14 protein-coding genes are annotated in these 19,212 nt (G+C 74.3%); 8 read left to right on the forward strand and 6 right to left on the reverse strand.

Features of this window, described 5'->3' with window-relative positions; translation table 11 throughout:
• The first annotated feature begins 101 nt into the window (after positions 1–101).
• The 5 genes from ACIA5A_RS05630 (at position 102) to ACIA5A_RS05650 (ending at position 6,849) form a co-directional block, all read left to right on the forward strand.
• A complete protein-coding gene (locus ACIA5A_RS05630; protein ID WP_396757078.1) occupies positions 102–1,061 on the forward strand; it encodes a phosphate acyltransferase PlsX in 960 nt (319 codons plus the stop codon).
• On the forward strand, positions 1,058–1,846 hold the full coding sequence (gene rnc, locus ACIA5A_RS05635) for a ribonuclease III (protein WP_396756762.1): 789 nt from the start codon (positions 1,058–1,060) through the stop codon (positions 1,844–1,846). The genes ACIA5A_RS05630 and rnc overlap by 4 nt, the downstream gene beginning before the upstream one ends.
• Positions 1,839–2,696 carry a bifunctional DNA-formamidopyrimidine glycosylase/DNA-(apurinic or apyrimidinic site) lyase gene (gene mutM, locus ACIA5A_RS05640; RefSeq protein WP_396756764.1) on the forward strand — a complete coding sequence of 286 codons (858 nt, stop codon included), beginning with the start codon at positions 1,839–1,841 and terminating at the stop codon, positions 2,694–2,696. The genes rnc and mutM overlap by 8 nt, the downstream gene beginning before the upstream one ends.
• A gap of 236 nt (positions 2,697–2,932) precedes the next feature.
• A complete protein-coding gene (locus tag ACIA5A_RS05645) occupies positions 2,933–5,152 on the forward strand; it encodes an MMPL family transporter (RefSeq protein ID WP_396756766.1) in 2,220 nt (739 codons plus the stop codon).
• 191 nt (positions 5,153–5,343) lie between these two features.
• Positions 5,344–6,849: an MFS transporter gene (locus ACIA5A_RS05650; protein ID WP_396756768.1), complete on the forward strand. Its 1,506-nt coding sequence runs from the start codon at positions 5,344–5,346 to the stop codon at positions 6,847–6,849.
• Between the two features lie 55 nt (positions 6,850–6,904).
• On the opposite strand, the gene ACIA5A_RS05655 is transcribed toward ACIA5A_RS05650, so the two are convergent.
• Entirely contained in the window at positions 6,905–7,777 is an 873-nt protein-coding gene (locus ACIA5A_RS05655) for an endo alpha-1,4 polygalactosaminidase (RefSeq protein WP_396756769.1), read from the reverse strand.
• A 79-nt stretch (positions 7,778–7,856) separates the two neighbouring features.
• Entirely contained in the window at positions 7,857–9,155 is a 1,299-nt protein-coding gene (locus ACIA5A_RS05660) for a CAP domain-containing protein (RefSeq protein WP_396756771.1), read from the reverse strand.
• A 376-nt stretch (positions 9,156–9,531) separates the two neighbouring features.
• Between ACIA5A_RS05660 and ACIA5A_RS05665 the strand changes: the two genes are divergently transcribed.
• From ACIA5A_RS05665 to ACIA5A_RS05675, 3 genes are all read left to right on the forward strand, one after another.
• Positions 9,532–9,726, forward strand: a complete 195-nt coding sequence (locus tag ACIA5A_RS05665) for a hypothetical protein (protein WP_278110057.1) — start codon at positions 9,532–9,534, stop codon at positions 9,724–9,726.
• A gap of 314 nt (positions 9,727–10,040) precedes the next feature.
• On the forward strand, positions 10,041–13,640 hold the full coding sequence (gene smc, locus ACIA5A_RS05670; RefSeq protein WP_396756773.1) for a chromosome segregation protein SMC: 3,600 nt from the start codon (positions 10,041–10,043) through the stop codon (positions 13,638–13,640).
• Positions 13,637–14,257: an HAD family hydrolase gene (locus ACIA5A_RS05675; protein ID WP_396756775.1), complete on the forward strand. Its 621-nt coding sequence runs from the start codon at positions 13,637–13,639 to the stop codon at positions 14,255–14,257. The genes smc and ACIA5A_RS05675 overlap by 4 nt, the downstream gene beginning before the upstream one ends.
• A 9-nt stretch (positions 14,258–14,266) precedes the next feature.
• On the opposite strand, the gene ACIA5A_RS05680 is transcribed toward ACIA5A_RS05675, so the two are convergent.
• From ACIA5A_RS05680 to ACIA5A_RS05695, 4 genes are all read right to left on the reverse strand, one after another.
• Positions 14,267–15,610 (reverse strand): extracellular solute-binding protein, encoded by a 1,344-nt coding sequence (locus tag ACIA5A_RS05680; RefSeq protein ID WP_396756777.1) that lies wholly within the window; start codon positions 15,608–15,610, stop codon positions 14,267–14,269.
• Positions 15,610–18,174: a caspase family protein gene (locus tag ACIA5A_RS05685; protein WP_396756779.1), complete on the reverse strand. Its 2,565-nt coding sequence runs from the start codon at positions 18,172–18,174 to the stop codon at positions 15,610–15,612. Before ACIA5A_RS05685 ends, ACIA5A_RS05680 begins: the two co-directional genes overlap by 1 nt.
• Positions 18,171–18,554: a hypothetical protein gene (locus ACIA5A_RS05690; protein WP_396756781.1), complete on the reverse strand. Its 384-nt coding sequence runs from the start codon at positions 18,552–18,554 to the stop codon at positions 18,171–18,173. Before ACIA5A_RS05690 ends, ACIA5A_RS05685 begins: the two co-directional genes overlap by 4 nt.
• A 64-nt stretch (positions 18,555–18,618) precedes the next feature.
• The gene (locus ACIA5A_RS05695; RefSeq protein ID WP_396756783.1) at positions 18,619–19,149 is read right to left on the reverse strand and encodes a DinB family protein; all 531 of its coding nucleotides are present in this window, start codon (positions 19,147–19,149) and stop codon (positions 18,619–18,621) included.
• Positions 19,150–19,212: the final 63 nt, after the last annotated feature.

The raw sequence follows: 19,212 nt of genomic DNA on the forward strand, positions 1-19,212 counted from the left end.
CTCGGGTGGCGCGCGCACCACGGCTCACGCCCGGTGCCCCGGCTCCCTCCGCCGCCGACCGTTCCCCGGCCGGCGAGCCGTCGGAGCCGGGCACCGCGCGGATCGCCGTCGACCTCCTCGGCGGGGACGATGCTCCCGCCGTCGTGGTTGACGGCGCTCTGCGGGCGGTGCGCACCGACCCTGACCTGCGCCTGCTGCTCGTCGGTCCGACCGAGGTCGCCGACGGGCTGATCGGCGCGCTCGACCCGGCGCAGCGCGCCCGGGTCACGGTCCGCCCGGTGCGGGCCGCCGTCGGCATGGCCGACCATCCGACCGCCGCACGCGGCGAGAGTTCCGTCCGCTCGGCCGTGCAGGCCGTCCACGACGGCCTCGCCGACGCCGTGGTCTCCGCCGGCTCGACCGGGGCCACCGTCACCGCCGCCGCGCTCGGCCTGGGCCGCTGGCCGGGGGTACGCCGACCCGCGCTGGTCGCCACGCTGCCCGCGGTCGACGGGCCGGTGGTGCTGCTGGACGTCGGCGGCACGCTCGAACCCGGCCCGGCCACGCTGGCCCGGCACGCCGTCCTCGGCGCCGCCTACGCGGCCGTGGCCCACGCCGTCGCCGCGCCCCGGGTGGGGCTGCTCTCCGTCGGCCACGAGGCGGGCAAGGGCGACCGGTTGCGCCGGGCCGCCGACCCCGCCCTCGCGGCCGTGCCGCTGCCCTGCGGCGCCCGCTACGTCGGTCTGGTCGAGGGGTACGACATCTCCCTCGGCACCCGTGCCGACGTGGTGGTGACCGACGGCTTCACCGGCAACGTCCTGCTGAAGGCCATCGAGGGCGCGTACGCGATGGCCGGCGGCCCGCCGGCGAACGGCGGCGCGCCCCGCGCGGCGGCCCTGCTCGGGGTGTCCGGCACCGTGGTCGTCTGTCACGGCGCCGCCGGCCCGGACGACGTCGCCTCGGGCATCGCCCTGGCCGCCCACCTCTGGCGTCGCGACGCCGCCGGCACGGTCCGTGCCCTGCTCGCCGACATTCCGCACGATCCCGCACCTGACCGCAACGACACCGAGGTAGCACCATGACCAACGAGAAGCGGCGGCGTGCTCCCGTCAGCCACCTGGAGGCGGCCTTCGGCGTGTCGCTCGACCCGGAGCTGCTGGAGCGCGCGCTGACCCACCGCTCGTACGCGTACGAGAACGGCGGCCTGCCCACCAACGAGCGGCTGGAGTTCCTGGGCGACTCGGTGCTCGGCGTGGTGATCACCACCGCGCTCTTCCACAACCACCCGGACCTGCCGGAGGGGCAGCTCGCGAAGCTGCGGGCCAGCGTGGTCAACATGCGCGCGCTGGCCGACGTGGCCCGCGGGCTCGGCCCGGACGGGCTCGGCGCCTACCTGCTGCTGGGCAAGGGCGAGGAGGCCACCGGCGGCCGGGACAAGGCGAGCATCCTCGCGGACACGCTTGAGGCGCTGCTCGGCGCGATCTACCTCCAGTACGGCCTGGACACCGCCGCCATCGTGATCCACCGGCTGTTCGACCCGCTGATGGCGGAGTCGGCCGGCCGGGGCGCGGCGCTGGACTGGAAGACCAGCCTCCAGGAGTTGACCGCCGCGCTCGGGCTGGGTGTCCCGGAGTACCGGATCGAGGGCACCGGCCCGGATCACCTGAAGACGTTCACCGCCTGGGTGGTGGTGGCCGGCAACCGGTACGGCGGCGCGGAGGGGCGCAGCAAGAAGGAGGCCGAGCAGCGGGCCGCCGAGTCGGCCTGGCGGATGCTGACCGAGCAGGCGGAGGCCACCGCGCGGGCGGAGGCCGAGGCCGCGGCGGCCGACCCGCAGGACGCCGGGGCGGGCGCCGGCCGTGCCTGAGCTGCCCGAGGTGGAGACGGTCCGGCAGGGGCTGGCCCAGTGGGTCGTCGGCCGCCGGATCACCACCGTCGAGGTGCGCCATCCCCGGGCGGTACGCCGGCACGCGCCCGGCGGGTCGCACTTCGCCGACGTGCTGGCCGGCCGGACGATCACCGACGTGCGCCGCCGGGGCAAGTACCTGTGGCTGCCGCTGGACAGCGGGGACGCGGTGATCGGTCACCTCGGCATGTCCGGCCAGTTACTGCTCCAGCCGTCCGGCGCGGCCGACGAGCTGCACCTGCGGGTCCGGTTCCGGTTCGCCGACGACGGGCCGGAGCTGCGCTTCGTCGACCAGCGCACGTTCGGCGGGCTGTCGGTCTCCGAGGGCGGCGCGGAGCTGCCGGCCGAGATCGCGCACATCGCCCGGGACCCGATGGACCCGGAGTTCTCCGACGACGACTTCGTGGCGGCGTTGCGGCGCCGGCGTACCGAGGTCAAGCGGGCGTTGCTCGACCAGACGTTGATCTCCGGGGTGGGCAACATCTACGCCGACGAGGCGCTGTGGCGGGCGAGGCTGCACGGTGCCCGGCCGACCGACGCGCTGACCCGGCCGGCGGCGTCGCGGCTGCTCGGCCACGTGCGGGACGTGCTCGGCGAGGCGATCAAGCAGGGTGGCACCAGCTTCGACGAGCTGTACGTCAACGTCAACGGCGAGAGCGGCTACTTCGACAGGTCGCTGAACGCGTACGGCCGGGAGGGCGAGCCCTGCCCGCGCTGCGGCGCGCCGATCCGGCGCGAGGCGTTCATGAACCGGTCCTCCTACAGTTGCCCGCGCTGCCAGCCGCGCCCTCGGGGCAGCCTCCGGGGATGACCCGGAGCCGGTTCGGGGTTGCGCCGGTGTGCTGGGCCGGGCGGGGTCCGGTGGCCCGCCGGGACGTACCCTGAAATGCCCTTTTTCGCCCGACCGGCGCGGCCGGTTCCGGCCGCCCGGTAGGGCCTGCCCCATCGGGGAGGAGCCGGGGCCGTTCCCCGATGTCCGGACCGCGCCGGCTGCCTAACGTCTCCAGAGGTCGGCACGGGGCCGACCTCTGGAGGGGGAACCCGGATATGGGCAGGCGACCGGTGACCGTGCGGCTGGCGCGGTGGAGTGCGGAGCATCCCTGGCGGGCCATCGCGCTGTGGGTGGTGTTCGTCGCGGTGTGCTTCGTCGGCGGCAACGCCGCCGGACTGAACGAGGCCACCGACGCGGATCAGGCGATCGGCGAGTTCGGGCGGGCCGAGCTGATCGTCGACAGTGGTGGCTTCCACGATCCGGCCACCGAGAACGTGCTGATCACCGCGCGTTCCGGCACGCTGGACCAGGCCGCCGCGACGGCCGCCGCGCAGGACGCCGCGGGCCGGTTGCGGCAGGTCGAGGGCGTGGCGTCGGTGGGTACGCCGATGCCGTCGCGGGACGGCGCCGCGCTGCTGCTGCCGGTCACGATGTCCGGCGACCCGGAGACCGCCGGGGACCGGGTGCAGCCGCTGCGCGACACCACCGCCCAGGTCCAGCAGGCGCACCCCGAGCTGCGGGTGGAGCAGGTCGGCGGCCCGTCGATCGACAAGGCGCTCGACGACACCCTGGGCAAGGACTTCAAGCGGGCCGAGCTGCTCAGCCTGCCGGTGACGCTGGCGATCCTGATCATCGCGTTCGGGGCGCTGATCGCGGCCGGCGTGCCGGTGCTGCTGGCGCTCTCCTCGGTGGCCGCGGCGATGGGCCTCTCCACGCTCGCCTCGCACCTGGTGCCGGCGACCGACACCACGGCCAGCGTCATCCTGCTGATCGGCATGGCGGTGGGCGTGGACTACTCGCTGTTCTACGTGCGCCGGGAGCGCGAGGAGCGGGCGAAGGGCCGGTCCGGCCTCGACGCGGTGGAGATCGCGGCGGAGACCTCCGGGCACGCCGTGGTGGTCTCCGGCACCGCCGTGATCATCTCGATGGCCGGCCTGCTGCTCGCCCAGGACGCGATCTTCTCGTCGCTGGCGGTCGGTTCGATCCTGGTGGTCGCGGTGGCGGTGATCGGCTCGCTGACCGTGCTGCCGGCGCTGCTGGCCAAGCTGGGCCGCTGGGTCGACCGGCCCCGGGTGCCGCTGCTGTGGCGGCTCACCGCACCGCGCGGGCGGTCCGGGCAGCCGGCGCGTCCCCGGTTCTGGCCGGCCGTGCTGCGGCCGGCGCTGCGCGCGCCGGTGGCCACGCTGCTGGTCTCGGTCGGGTTGCTGCTCGCCCTGGCCGCCCCCGCGCTCGGCATGGAGCTCAAGTTCCCGGGCGCCGAGGACGTGCCGCGCAGCACGCCCGCCATGCAGGCGTACGACAGGCTGACCGCGGCCTTCCCGAGCAACGGCACCAGCCACACGGTCGCCGTGCGGGCGCCCGCCGACCAGGCCGACCGGGTGCGGGCCGCGCTCACCGGACTGGCCGGCCGGACCGCCACCGACCCGCTCTTCGTGCCGGCCGAGGGGGACGGGCCGGAGATCAAGGTGTCGGCCGACCGGCGGGTGTCGGTGCTGGAGGTGGCCACGCCGTACGGCGGCCGCTCCGACGAGGCGTCCCGGTCGTTGCACGAGTTGCGCCGGGACCTGGTGCCGGCCGCGCTGGACGGCATCCCCGGCGTGGAGTACGCGGTCGGCGGCGGGGTGGCCGCCAGCGAGGACTACGCCGACCACATCTGGGCGAAGCTGCCGGTGGTCGCGGCGTTCGTGCTGGTGCTGACGTTCCTGGTGATGGCCTGGACGTTCCGGTCGGTGGTGGTGGCGCTCACCTCCATCCTGCTGAACCTGCTCTCCGCGGGCGCCGCGTACGGCCTGCTGGTGCTGGTCTTCCAGAGCCACTGGGCGGAGGGACTGCTCGGCTTCACCTCGATGGGCGCGATCGTCACCTGGCTGCCGCTGTTCCTGTTCGTGGTGCTGTTCGGGCTCTCCATGGACTACCACGTCTTCGTGGTCAGCCGGATCCGCGAGGCGGTCGACCGCGGCATGCCCAACCGGGACGCGGTGGCGCACGGGATCACCTCCTCGGCCGGCGTGGTGACCAGCGCGGCGATCGTGATGGTCGGGGTCTTCTCGATCTTCGCCACGCTCAGCATGATCGACTTCAAGCAGATGGGCATCGGGTTGGCGGCGGCGATCCTGCTGGACGCCACGATCATCCGGGCGGTGGTGCTGCCCTCGGTGATGACCCTGCTGGGCGACGCGAACTGGTGGGCGCCGCGCTTCCTGCGCCGCCGGCCGACCACCCCGCCGGCCGAGCCGCCGCCCGCCCCGGCGCCGGAGCTGGTCGGCGCCCGCTGACCGACGGGGGCCGGATCGTCCTGATCCGGCCCCCAGCCGGCTCCCACCCGGCGCTCAGCCGACGCTCAGCCGGACACCCCCGAGCAGGATTGACGCCGCTGGCGGCGGGGCATCTGGGCGGCCATGGACGAAGAGCTCTCGCCGGAGGCGCTTACGACCGCTCCGGCCTCCCCGACAAGCCGGAGCGCGTCATGAGCGCCGACGTGCGGACCGGCACCGTACGGACCAACGTCCCGGCACGCCTCGACCGGCTCCCCTGGTCCCGCTGGCACTGGATGATCGTGATCGGCCTCGGCACGGTCTGGATCCTCGACGGCCTCGAGGTGACCATCGTCGGCAACCTCTCCGGCAAGCTGGCCGAGCCGGGCAGCGGCCTGGACATCACCCAGAGCCAGGTCACCGGCCTGGCCGCCGCCCTCTACGTGGCCGGCGCCTGCGTCGGCGCGCTCTTCTTCGGGTGGCTCACCGACCGGTTCGGCCGCAAGAAGCTGTTCCTGCTGACCCTCGGCCTCTACCTGGTCGCCACCGCGCTGACCGCGCTCTCGTTCGACACCTGGTGGTTCTTCCTGTTCCGGTTCCTCACCGGCATGGGCATCGGCGGCGAGTACGCGGCCATCAACTCGGCCATCGACGAGCTGATCCCGGCCCGCCACCGCGGCCGCATCGACATCATCATCAACGGCACGTTCTGGCTCGGCGCGGCGCTCGGCGCGTTGCTGACCGTGCCGCTGCTCAACGGGCTGCCGACGAACCTCGGCTGGCGGGTGGCGTTCGGCCTGGGCGCGGTGCTCGGCGTGGTGATCCTGCTGGTCCGCCGGCACGTGCCGGAGAGTCCACGCTGGCTCTTCATCCACGGCCGGGCGGACGAGGCGAACCACCTCGTCGACTCGGTCGAGGCCGAGGTCGAACGGGAGACCGGCAAGGACCTCGCCGAGGCCGACAGCTACATCGAGATCCGGCAGCGGAAGAGCACCAACTTCCTGGAGATCGCCAAGACGCTGTTCCGCCGCTACCCGAAGCGCGCGACGCTGGGCTTCTCGCTCTTCATCGGTCAGGCATTCCTCTACAACGCGATCACGTTCGGCTTCGCCCAGATCCTGCAGACCTTCTTCGACGTGCCGCCGGGCAACAGCGGCTACTACTTCGCGGTCATCGCGGTCGGCAACCTGCTCGGCCCGCTGCTGCTGGGCAAGCTCTTCGACACGGTCGGCCGGGTGCCGATGATCGCCGGCTCCTACATCGGCTCGGGCGTGCTGCTGCTCGGCACCGCCTGGCTGTTCCACTCCGGCGTGCTCAGCGCGGTGACCATGACCGCGTGCTGGTGCGTGGTCCTCTTCTTCGCCTCGGCCGGCGCCAGCGCGGCGTACCTGACGGTCAGCGAGATCTTCCCGATGGAGACCCGGGCCATGGCGATCGCGTTCTTCTACGCGATCGGCACCGCGGCCGGCGGCATCACCGGCCCGCTGCTCTTCGCCAAGCTGGTCGGCAGCGGCCAGGTGGGCGACACCGTGCTCGCCTTCGTCATCGGCGCCTCCATCATGATCATTGGCGGTCTGGTGGAGCTGGCGCTCGGCGTCAAGGCCGAGGGGAAGTCCCTGGAGGACCTGGCCACCCCGCTCAGCGCGGAACACGCAGGCGTGCCGTCGCAGCGCGGCGCCGACAGCTCGACCTCGACCACCGGCGCGACCGCCGGCTGACCCTACGACGACACGCCGCCCCCGCCGGTTCTCCAGGCGGGGGCGGTGCGTCGTGTCACGGCAGCGGGCAGGGCTCCCGCCAGGCGTCGAGCGCCCGGTCCTTGCGGATCGAGGCGAAGCCGTAGCCGGTGGCGGTGACGCAGGAGGCGGCCGGGTCGCCGGCGTACTCCACGTGGAAGACCGGCTTGCGCGCGTCGACGAAGGGCAGCAGCTTCGCGCACTCCCGACGGCGTACGCACTCCTGGTTGACCGCGAAGTCGAAGTCCGGGGCCAGCGCCGCCACCTGCGCGACGTCGTCCACCAGCCCGGGGGAGAGGTCGAGCCGCCGGGCCAACGCGGCAAGCCGGCGGTTGAACAGCAACTGCTCGTCGAAGTCGAGCGGGAAGCCGGAGCGGCGCCGGTAGCCGTCCGCGTCGTCGAGCGCCACCGCGCCGAACCCCTTGCCCCGGCAGAGCCGGAACCGGTCGGCCAGCACCGGCGACAACGCGTCCCAGCGCCGGACGTCGAGGAACCGGCTGCCGGGCCGGCCCGGCACCGCCGCGCCGCGCACGGCGGCGGGAAGGCGGGCGGCGTCCGGGTCGCCGGCCGCGTACGTGCCGACCCGGACGTGGCAGACCAGCCGCCGGCTGCGGGCGCGCAGCGCGGCGGTCTCGGCGGAGGTGGTCCGGACCGGGTCGAGGAGGAAGACCGCCGCGTCCACGGAGACGTCCACCGGGCCGGTGAGCTGCCACTGCCACGTCCAGCGGCGGGCCAGCGCGGCCGGCCAGGAGGTCGGCGCGCCGGGCGGCACGGTGACCCGCTCCCGGCAGGCCGGGACCGGGGCGACGAGCAGCGCGGTCAGCGCCAGCGCCACGCCCCGGCGCGGCCCTCGTCGGCGGACGCGGGCCGGCCGGGAGCGCGGCCCGGCACACGCCGGCCGGATCCGCATCGACAGCTCCCCGGACGGGGGCGGCCCGACGCCGCCCTCGCCCGGTCAACGAGCGCCGGGCCGGTCACGACGCGCCGGTTCAGCGCGGGGTGCCGAAGTCCTGCGTCCAGTACGGCCCGTTGCTGCGCGCCACGCCCACCCCGATCTGGGTGAACGAGCAGTTCAGGATGTTCGCCCGGTGACCCTCGGAGTTCATCCAGGCGTCCATCACGGCGGCCGGGCTCTGCTGGTTCCAGGCGACGTTCTCGCCGTACGCCCGCCAGGCGTAGCCCACCCGGTCGAGCCGCTGGCCCACGTCGCTGCCGTCGCTGCCGTCGTGCGACATCTTCTTGTGGTCGGCCTGGTCCTGGCTGTGCCGCTGGGCGGCGAGCGTCAGCTTGGAGTTGAGAGTCAGCGCCTTGCAGCCGGCCTTCGCCCGCTCCTGGTTCACGATGTCGACGACCTGCTGGAGTTCGGAGCTGAGGCCGCCGGAGGAGGTGGTCCGGGCGGTGGTGCCGCTCGGCGCGCTGCTGCGTTGGAGCTGCCGCGACGGGGCCTGGGTCCGGCTGGGCCGCGGGGTGGCCTTCTTCGTCGGGCTGGGCTTGACGGTGGTCGGGCTGGCCGACGGGCTGGCCGACTCCGGGACGAGGGCGTCGGCGGGCGGCGCGCTGTCGGTCTGCTCCGGTCCGTCCGGGGCGACGACGGCCGGCGCGTCGGCGGCGGTGCGCTCGGCCGGGCCGTCCCCGCCGGGCAGCAGCACGGCGCCCACTCCCAGGCTCACCACGAGCGTGGCCGCCGCGGCGGCCACGCCGATCACCAGCGGGCGGGAGAGCCGCCGCTTCTGCCGGTGCCGGCTGTCGTCGGGCGGGGTGTCGGTCACCGGCTGCCAGGCCGCCGTGGGCGGCGCCCAGGCGCCGCCCGGCTGCTCCTCGCCGTTCCAGCGGTCCCGCTGCTCCTCGCCGTTCCAGCGGTCCCGGTCGGTGGGGTAGGGAGCGGCCGGCGCGAACGGCGCCGGGTGGCCGTAGCCGGTCCCGGCGGCGTCGTGGCCGTGGGCCGGCGCGGCGGCGGCGTAACCCGGCTGCGCGGTGAGGTGTCCGGTCCGCTCGTCGGCGTATCCCGGCTGCTCGGTGGCGTACCCGGGCAGCTCGGCGGGGTAGCCCTGCCGCGCGGCGGGTTCGTACCCGACCGGGGCGTGGCCGGGCCCGTCGACGTCGCCGTAGCGGCCGGCGTCGAGGGTGGGCGGGAACTGGCCGGCGGGCGGCTGGGCCGGCTCGTCACCGAAGAGGTACGACGACCGCGGCTCGGGCCGGTCGGTGAGCCACGCCGGAGCCTGGTCGGTCGGCGGCTCCGGGCGCCGGGAGGCGTCGTCCGGGTCGATCGGGTCGGTCCAGCGGTACACGCCTGTCCCCTCCACGGGTCGGTTGCGGGCCGGGGTGACGCTACGGCGCGGCCCGAGCTGCGGCAACGTGGCTAAGAAAGAGTTAAGGCGAACCCGACGGCAAGGATGAGGCGTTCACACATTCTCGGGGCGTACAGTAAAGGCGTCCGGACAGAGCGTGTCCGCGCCTTCTGGCAGCCCCCCGGCGAGTGGCCCGGCCGACGTGGAGATGATCTACGGCCTGCGTCAACTTGACGAAGGAGGGGGGTTCGGCTCAATATATAGGTGTCGCCAGTCGCGCCCAGTCATGCCCCGATGCACCGGGGTAACGGCAGCCGCGAACATTGTGGGCGCGCGTTGGCCGGCCTTTCCGGCAGCGCATATCGAGGAGTTCAGCATGGCGAAGGCCCTCTACGGCCACGTAGGTGCAGCGTCCGACAGGCGTCTGCTCGACGAGGTCACCCGACTGCGTGCCAGGGTTCAGGCACTGGAGTTCGAGATCACGCGTCTGCGTGCCGACAACGATCGGCTCGCGGCGGCTGCGGCGGAGGCGGACGACCTCCTCCGTCTTGCCGAGCCCGCGCTGACCTGAGTTCCGGTCGTCGGAAAACTGAATCGCACCTCACCGAAAAGCGCGCCGACACCGCAGTGCCGGCGCGCAGCCATGTGCGTACCCTTTTCGCCGTTGTCCGCAATTTTCGATCTTGCGGATGGTTCCGGAAATTGCGTCCGGAAATTGTGATCTTGCGGTTTTCGCCCGAGCGGGCCGGCCGGTGCGGAAAGCGGACGGCGCCCCCGCCGGGTGGGTCGCGTGCCGGTACGGTCCCGGGCGCGGGTTAGTCTGCGGGTTCACCAGGTCCGCGCAGCCGGCGACGGTACGGCGACCACCGGACGAGGATCGAGAAGGTGCATCTCAAGAGCCTGACGGTGAAGGGCTTCAAGTCCTTCGCCTCCGCCACGACGTTGAAGCTGGAGCCCGGGATCACCTGCGTGGTGGGCCCGAACGGCTCCGGCAAGTCGAACGTCGTCGACGCCATCGCCTGGGTGCTCGGCGAGCAGGGCGCCAAGGCGCTGCGCGGCGGCAAGATGGAGGACGTCATCTTCGCCGGCACCGCCGGCCGGGCGCCACTGGGTCGGGCCGAGGTCACCCTCACCATCGACAACACCGACGGCGCGCTGCCGATCGAGTACACCGAGGTCTCCATCACCCGCCGGATGTTCCGCTCCGGCGAGAGCGAGTACGAGATCAACGGCGACTCCTGCCGCCTGCTCGACATCCAGGAGCTGTTGTCGGACTCCGGCATCGGCCGGGAGATGCACATCATCGTCGGTCAGGGCCGGCTCGACGGCATGCTGCACGCCAAGCCGGAGGACCGCCGCTCCTTCATCGAGGAGGCGGCCGGCGTCCTCAAGCACCGCAAGCGCAAGGAGAAGGCGCTGCGGAAGCTCGACGCGATGCAGGTGAACCTCAACCGGCTGACCGACCTCACCGCCGAGCTGCGCCGCCAGCTCAAGCCGCTCGGCCGGCAGGCCGAGGTGGCCCGGCGCGCCGCCGCCATCCAGGCCAACCTGCGCGACGCCCGGCTCCGGCTGCTCGCCGACGACCTGCACACGCTGCGGACCACGCTGGACAAGGAGATCGCCGACGAGACGGCGCTGCGTGAGCGGCGTGAGCAGATCGAGGGCGAGCACGGCGAGGTGCAGGGCCGGCTCGGCGAGCTGGAGGCGGCGCTGGCCGAGGACGCCCCGCTGCTCGCGGCGGCCCAGGACACCTGGTACCGCCTCTCCGCGCTGCAGGAGCGCTTCCGCTCGATCGAGCAGCTCGCCCGGGAGCGGCTGCGCCACCTCAGCGCCACCGGCGACGACGAGCGCCCCGGCCGCGACCCGGAGCAACTGGAGGCGGAGTCGCGGCGGGTCCGCGAGCAGGAGGAGGAACTGCGGGCCGCGCTCACCGAGGACCAGATCCGGCTCGCCGAGGCGGTCGAGCACCGGCAGGAGCTGGAACGGCAGCTCGCCGCCGCCGAACGGGAACTGGTGACCGCCGCCAAGGCCATCGCCGACCGGCGGGAGGGGCTGGCCCGGCTGACCGGTCAGGTCAACTCCGCCCGGGCCCGCACCACGAGCGCGAGCGAGGAGATCGAACGGCTCGCCGCCGCGCACACCGACGCGCTCGGCCGGGCCGACAAGGCGCAGGCCGACCTGGACGCGGTCGCCGAGCAGTCCACCGAGGCCGACCGGGACAACGCCGACCTGGACGCCCGGCACGCCGAGGCGGTGGCCGTGCACGAGCAGGCCCAGGCGGCGGTGCGCAGCCTCACCGACGGTGAACGCGCCGCCGAGAAGGACGCCGCGACCTGGAAGGCCCGCGAGGAGGCGCTCGCGCTCGGCCTGCGTCGCAAGGACGGCGCCGGCGCGCTGCTGGCCCGCGCCGACCAGGTGCCCGGCCTGCTCGGCAGCCTCGCCGGGCTGCTCACCGTCGCCCCCGGCGACGAGGCGGCGCTCGCCGCCGCGTTGGGCGGGCTCGCCGACGCGGTGGCGGTCAGCGGGGTGGACGAGGCCGTCGAGGCGATGCGGCTGCTCAAGATCTCCGACGCCGGCCGGGCCGGCCTGTTGGTCGGCAGCCCTGCCGGTCCCGGCATGGACGGCCCCGCCGACGCGCTGCGCCCGAAGCTGCCCGAGGGTGCCCGCTGGGCGCCGGACCTGGTGGAGTGCGCCGCCCAGATCCGCCCGGCCGTGCACCGGGCGCTGCGGGACGTGGCGCTCGTCGACGACCTCGCCGCCGCGGCCGACCTGGTCGCGGCGAACCCCGAGCTGCGCGCGGTCACCCCGGACGGCGACGTGGTCGGGGCGTACGCGGCGGCCGGCGGTTCGGCCAAGGCGCCCAGCTTCATCGAGGTGCAGGCCGCCGTCGAGGAGGCCCGGGCCAACCGGGCCACCGCCGAGGGCACCGCCGCCGAGCTGCGGGAGCGACTGACCGAGGCGCGCGCCGAGGTGACCGCCGCCAAGGAAGCGGTGCAGCACGCCGCCGCCGCCAAGCGGGAGGCGGAGAGCCACCGCAACGCCGCCGCCCGCCGGCTCGCCGAGCTGGGTGCGGCGGCCCGGTCGGCCAAGGCCGAGACCGACCGGCTCGGCGAGTCGCGGTCCCGCGCCGAGGCGGCCCGGGAACGCGACCTGACGACGCTCGCCGAGTTGGAGGAGCGGCTGCGGCTGGCCGAGACGACTCCGATCGACGCCGAACCGTCCACCGAGGAACGTGACCAGCTCGCCGCGATGGTGCCGCAGGCCCGGCAGAACGAGATGGAGGTCCGGCTCGCGGTGCGTACCGCCGAGGAGCGGGTCGCCTCGATCGCCGGCCGGGCCGACTCGCTGGCCCGGCAGGCCACCGCCGAGCGGGCGGCGCGGGAGCGCGCCGCCGCCCGGCGCGCGGCACGCACCCGGGGCGCGGAGATCGCGCGGGCCGTGGTCGGCGGCGCCCGCGAGGCGCTCACCCGGCTCACCGTCTCCATCGCCCGGGCCGAGGAGCACCGCGACGCCGTCGCCCGCGAACGCGCCGCCCGCGAGGCCGAGCTGTCCGAGGTACGCGGCGCGGCCAAGCGCCTCGCCGCCGAGCTGGAGCGGCTCACCAGCCAGGTGCACCGGGACGAGGTGGCCCGGGCCGAGCAGCGGCTGCGCATCGAGCAGTTGGAGGCGAAGGCCGCCGAGGACTTCGGGCTCGACGTGTCCACGCTCGTCGCCGAGTACGGGCCGGACCAGCCGGTCCCGCCCACCGACGCGGATGTCGCCCTCGCCGAGTCCGACGGCCGGCCGGTGCCCGAGCCGGTCCGCTACGAGCGGCCGGTGCAGGAGAAGCGGGCCGCCAAGGCGGAGCGGGAACTGGCCCTGCTCGGCAAGGTGAACCCGCTCGCGCTGGAGGAGTTCGCCGCGCTCGAGGAACGCTTCAAGTTCCTCTCCGAACAGTTGGAGGACCTCAAGGCGACCCGGCGTGACCTGCTCACCGTCGTCAAGGACGTGGACGAGCGGATCCTGGAGGTCTTCGCCAGCGCGTTCTCCGACACCGCGCGGGAGTTCGAGCAGGTCTTCACCGTGCTCTTCCCCGGCGGCGAGGGGCGGCTCATCCTCACCGACCCGGAGGACCTGCTCACCACAGGCGTCGAGGTGGAGGCCCGGCCGCCGGGCAAGAAGATCAAGCGGCTCTCGCTGCTCTCCGGCGGCGAGCGCTCGCTGACCGCGGTGGCCATGCTGGTGGCGATCTTCCGGGCCCGGCCCAGCCCGTTCTACATCATGGACGAGGTGGAGGCGGCGCTCGACGACGTCAACCTGGGCCGACTGATCACGTTGCTGGCACAGTTGCGGGAGAAGAGCCAGCTCATCGTGATCACCCACCAGAAGCGGACCATGGAGATCGCCGACGCGCTCTACGGCGTGACCATGCGCAGCGGCGTGACCCAGGTGATCAGCCAGCGGCTCAACCGGGCCGAGGACGACGGGCAGGAGACAGAAGAGTGAGTCGGGAACGCGCCACGGCGCTCCTGGTGGACTTCGACGGCGTGCTGCGCCGCTGGGACCCGGCGGTGGCCGCCGGCGTCGAGCGGGAGTACGGGCTGAGCGAGGGGGTCCTCGGCGAGATCGCGATGTCCTGGGGGCTGCTCCAGCCGGTGCTCGTCGGACAGATGAGCCACGCCGCGTGGATGGCGAGCGTGGCCGACGCGCTGACTCCCTCGCTCGGCGACCCGGCGCGGGCCCGCGCGGCGGTCGACGAGTGGCAGCGCTACCGGGGCGAGGTCGACCCGGACGTGCTGGCGTTCGTCCGCGAGGCGCGGGCGGCCGGCATCCGGGTGGGGCTGGGCACCAACGCCACCGACCTGCTCGACGCCGACCTGGCCGCGCTCGGGCTCACCGACGAGCTGGACGTGGTGGTCAACTCCTCGGTCGTCGGCGTGCACAAGCCGGCGAAGGAATACTTCCAGGCCGCCTGCACGGCGCTGGACACCCCGCCGGCCCGGGTGCTCTTCGTCGACGACCAGGACCGCGCGGTCGCCGGCGCCCGGGTCGCCGGGCTCTCCGCGCACCGCTGGAGCGGTCCCGCCGACCTGCGGTACCTGCGCGCCGCGCTGGCCTACTGAGCGGAACGGCTAGTCCGGGGCGGGGCCGGTCGGGGTCATGCCGCGCAGGGCGTCGGTGAGCCGGGCCGCCAGGTCGTCCGGGAGCGTGCGACCCTCGAGCACGTCCCGGACGTAACCGCGCAGCACCCGGCTGAAGGTCACGTAGTGCGGCGAGACCGGCCGGAGCCGGGCCCGGTCGACCGCGTCCCGCAACAGCGGCAGGTAGGGGTGGTTCTCCCTGATGGCCGCGTCCGCGTAGACGACGGCCCGGGTCGCGGCGAAGCCGCCCTTCTCGAAGAGCGTGCGCTGGCTCTCCTCCCCGGTCAGATACTCGATAAGCGCCTGGGCGGCCCGGGGCTGCCTGCTCTGCCGGGCCACCGCCAGGTTCTGCCCGCCCAGCACGCTCGGCCCGGGCAGGGCCGTGACGCCGACCCGGGTCGCCGCCGGCGACGGCGCGGACGCGTCGCCGCCGGTCAACTTGCGGTACGCGACAGGCCAGTTGCGCATGAACGCGACCTCGCCCACCGCGAACGCCTCCCGGCTCTGGTCCTCGTTCTGGTCGAGCGCGCCTGTCGACACCACGGACGGCCCGGTGGTCGACGGCGTCAGCGACCGGAGCGCGTCGGCCAGCCGCCTCGTGTCGACCGAGACCTTCCCCTGGTCGTCGACGCGCAGGTCACCGCCGTGGGCCCAGAGCGCCTCCAGCGCGTTGACGGTCAACCCCTCGTAGTTGTCGAGCTGGCTGGTGAAGCCGGCCTTCAGCCCGGTGGTCCCCTCCCGGAGCAGCCGGGTGGACTCGGCCTCGATCTTCGGCCAGTCGAACGGAGGCGCCAGCCCGAGGTCCCGGCGGTAGTAGAGCAACCCGGCGTCGGTGTTGAACGGCAGCGCCCACAGCCGGTCCTGGTAGCGGCAGGTGCGCAGCGGCTTCTCCAGGAACGACCCGGCCGGGCGCTCGGCGAGCCGGGACTCGTCGATCGGGCGCAGCAGGTCCTTCTCCGCGAACGCGGCGGTCCAGGTGACATCGAGGTTGAACACGTCGATGTCCTCCGCCTTCTCGTGCTCGCCTCGATTGATCATCTCGGCGTACTGGGCGTCCGCCGCCTCGTTCAGGCTGATCATCCGGGCCTGGTTGCGGGGGTTCGCCGCGTTCCAGAGCCGGATGAGCGCCTGTCGCTGCTGACCCTCGCTGTCGTCGCGGCCGGTGAGGATCACCAGGTCACCCGGTTCCAGGCGCTCCGGCCCGGCGACCCGCCACAGCAGGAGGGCACCCGACGCGGCCAGCAACACGCCGCTCAGCAGGCCGACCCCGAACGCCCGCCACCAGTGCCGGCGGTCCCCGCCCGGCGTCGACCTGACCCTCCGCGTCGACGGCATCAGTCCGCTCCCTTCCACAGCGCGGTGAACAGCCGGTCCAGCGTGCCGTCGAGACGGTCGGCCCGGGTGTCGTAGCAGTCGCCCCCGGTGCCCTGGGCGAGCCGGTCCAGGGGCGAGCCGGCGCAGGCCGCGTCGCCCACCGCGAGGACGTAGAGGCGTACGCCGGCCAGCTCGGCCGGGGTGGGCGGCGGCTGCCGGGAGGTGTCCTGGCCGTCGGTGACCACCACCAGCGCGCGCAGCGGGTCGCCGCCTCCGCCCCGGAGCTGCGCCGCGCCCTGCCGCACGGTCTGGTGCAGCGGCGTGTCACCGGACGGCCGGATCCGCCGCACCTCGGCGCGCAGGCCATCGGCGACCGTCGGGCCGGGCGGACCGATCGGCACGATCTGGCGGGCGTTGGCGGTCACCGTGGAGAACGTGCGGAGGCCGAACTCGTCCCGCCGGCCCACCCGCTCCAGGGACCGCCCGACCCCGTCCACCGCCACCTCGAACCGGCTGCGGCGCCGGTCCTCGCTCGGCTCGCGCATCGAGCCGGACGCGTCCAACGCGACCAGGACCCGGCCCGGCCGGTGCGCCCGGCGGTAGACCTCGCGTACCCGGTCCTGGTCGGCGGCGACCAGCTCGCGCAGCGGGCGGACCCGGCCGAACGGCCAGTCGAACAACGCGCCGTTGGCGCGGTCCACCGGCGCGGTGGCGGTCACTCCCGGCGGTCGCAGGCCGACCCGGACCAGCGCCTGCTGGCCCGCCTCCTCGTCGATCAGCCAGCGGACGAAGTTCGACGCCCCGGCCCGGACGGCGGGGCTCTGCACCGCCGCCGGCCAGGAGAGGCGGGCGACCGTGAGGAAGAGCAGCGGAGAGTCGGACGGGTAGAACGCCTGCAACCGTTCGGCCGCCGGGGGCGGCTGTCGGGCCGGGCAGCCGGCGCCCAGCGGCCGACCCTGGTTGTAGCGCACCAGCGCCTGTTCGGTGAGCACCACGGCGGGTGTCCGGGCCTCCGCCGCCGGGGCGGAGGTGGCGCGCGTGCGCTGCCGGCAGAGCACGGCGAGGTCGTCGCCGATCGGGTACGAACCCGCGTCGAGCGCCCGGTCCACCCGGCCCTCGACGTCCTGGCGGGCGGTCGACGCGGACACCGGCCCCCGCTCGCCGCCGTAGAGCGCGTAGGTGGCCAGGCGGGCGGGGGCGGACACGGTCGGGTCGGCGCGTACCACGCCCTGGTCGGCGGCGGCGTCGCGGAACAGCTCCCGCCAGGTCCGGCCCATCCGCCGGGCGGCGTCTACGGCGTCACCGGCGGCGACCTGCGCCTGCGGCACGCCGAGCACCACAGGCGTCGCGGCGATCTCGTCGACCCGGCCGAGCACGCCCGCGCCGGCGGGACCCAGCCGCGTCACGTCGGCCGCCGACTCGGGCAGCCACAGGTCCGGGTGCGGCCCGACGTCCTGGAGGTAGCGGCGACCCGGCTCGCCGGACGAGTCCCAGCCGGCGCCGATGCCGGCCCGGACGTCCTCGGCGGCGGCGGGATAGAGGTAGATCCGGGCCAGCGGGCAGCCCCGGTGCTGGCGCGCGGACCAGCGTTCGAACGCGTCCGCCACCTCGCGGTAGGGCGCCAGCCCGGCGACCGAGGTGGCCACCCGCACCTGCGGCGGCTGGAAGCAGCCGGCGCCGACCGCGTGGACCGGGCCGGCGTAGCCGACCGAGGCGCACAGCATCGTCCAGACCGCGAGGATCGGCACGGCCACCCGTCGCGGCAGCGCGCCGCCGGTGGCGCGTCCCGGGGTCACCGCGGCGGCCAGGCGCCGCCACCGGCCGGGCGGGTCGTCCCCGGGAGGCGGTGGGGGAGCCTCCCGGCCGGCCCAGGCCACCCGGATCACGCCCTCCTTGCGGTGCACCGAGAGGGTGGGACGCTGCCGGCTGCTCACCTCGCGGACCCGGTCGGCGACGTACTCGTACAGCTCGTCGGTGTCGACGATCCCGTCGCCGTTGCGATCGGCCCGCCCGCTGCGCAGCCCGTCGACCACCGCGCGGGTGAAGACGCCCTGACCGTCCCGCTCGAAGCTCAGCTCGGTGCCGGCGCAGGAGGTGAGGACGACGTGCCCGCGCCCGCGGAACGGGCCGGCGAGGTCGGCGTCGCGCGCGCCGCGGGCCCGCTCGTCGCGGGCGAACGCGCCGCTGTAGCAGCAGTCGAGCAGCACCACGATCTGCTTGGCCCGGCTGTCGGCCATCTCGTGCCGGATGTCGGCGGCGGACAACGCGGTGGCCCGGATCAGGTGACTGTCGTGTTCGGAGTCGGCGGCGGCGAAGAACAGGTCGCCGGCCGCGTCCTTCAGCCCGTGCGCCGAGATGTGCAGGAGCAGCAGGTCGTCGGGCTCGGTCTTGTGGAAGAAGTTGGCTACCGCGCGACCGATGTCGTGGACGGTGCGGTTGCGCAACACGCGGACGTCGTCGAAGGCGCCGATCGCCGGGTTCTCCAGCACCTCGCGGAGGGAGTCCGCGTCCGCCACGGCGCCGGGAAGGGAGACGAACTGAGGATCCGCGTAGGCCTCGTTCGCGATGATCAGCGCGCGTCTCATCGTTCCGGGGGTAACACCCGGTCGACGAACACCTCGATCAGCCGGCGCTGTTCGTCGGCGGTGGCGCTGTCGAGGACCAGCTCGTCCTCGCCGATGCGCACCTCCACCCGGCCCCGCCCGCGCCGTCGCTGCCAGTCCCCGACGGCGCGGAGCACCCCGGCGACGAGGCCGGCGTGGGCGGCCAGGGCGGCGAGCAACGTGCCCAGCTCGGCGACCTCGCCGGCCCGGGCGCCGTCCGGCGCGACGGTGACGGACTCCGCCGGCCGGACCGAGCGGACGCCGTCGAGCTGGTGCAGTTCGCGGTGCAGGCGGTGGGTGGCTGCCTCGGTCGAGTCCTCGTCGTCATCGAAGGTGACGAACTGAAACAGCACGGTGTTCATCGATAGAACGTTATCAGCTCTCCGCCAACCGGCCGGTAACGTTCCGTACCCGGTGACGGCGGGATCAGGAGCCGGTGACGCCGTCGATGCGCTCGCGGATGAGGTCGGCGTGGCCGTTGTGCCGGGCGTACTCCTCGATCATGTGCACGTAGACCCAGCGGAGGCTGATCTCGTGGCTGCTGCCGTCTCGCCGGCGGCTGACGAACGTGTGCTCCAGCGGCAGGTCGGCCACCGCCCGGTCGGCCGCGTCGATCTCGTCGAGCAGGACGGCGAGCGCCTCGGCCGGGTCGGCGTCGGCGATGTCGTTGAGGTCGGCGTCCGGGTCGACGCTGTAGTCGTACATGTCGGGCAGATCCAGGCCGGCCGCGTGGTGGCGGAACCACCAGCGCTCCACGTCGGCCATGTGCCGCACCAGCCCGAGCAGGGTCAGCCCGGACGGTTCGACACTGGGGGTACGCAGTTGCTCGGCGGTCAGCCCGGCGCACTTGAGGCGCAGCGTGTCGCGGTGGGTGTCGAGCCAGCCTTGCAGCATGGCGCGCTCGTCGGCGACGTAGGGCTCGTGGCGTCTCTCGACCTCTGGTGCTCTCCAAGTCATGATCATGATGTTAAGCGGGGCCCCCTCCACCTCGCGAGGCGTTAACCGGGGGCCCCTCCTTGC

It is taken from the genome of Micromonospora sp. NPDC051300 (genome assembly GCF_044455315.1).
GTDB lineage: Bacteria > Actinomycetota > Actinomycetes > Mycobacteriales > Micromonosporaceae > Micromonospora > Micromonospora robiginosa.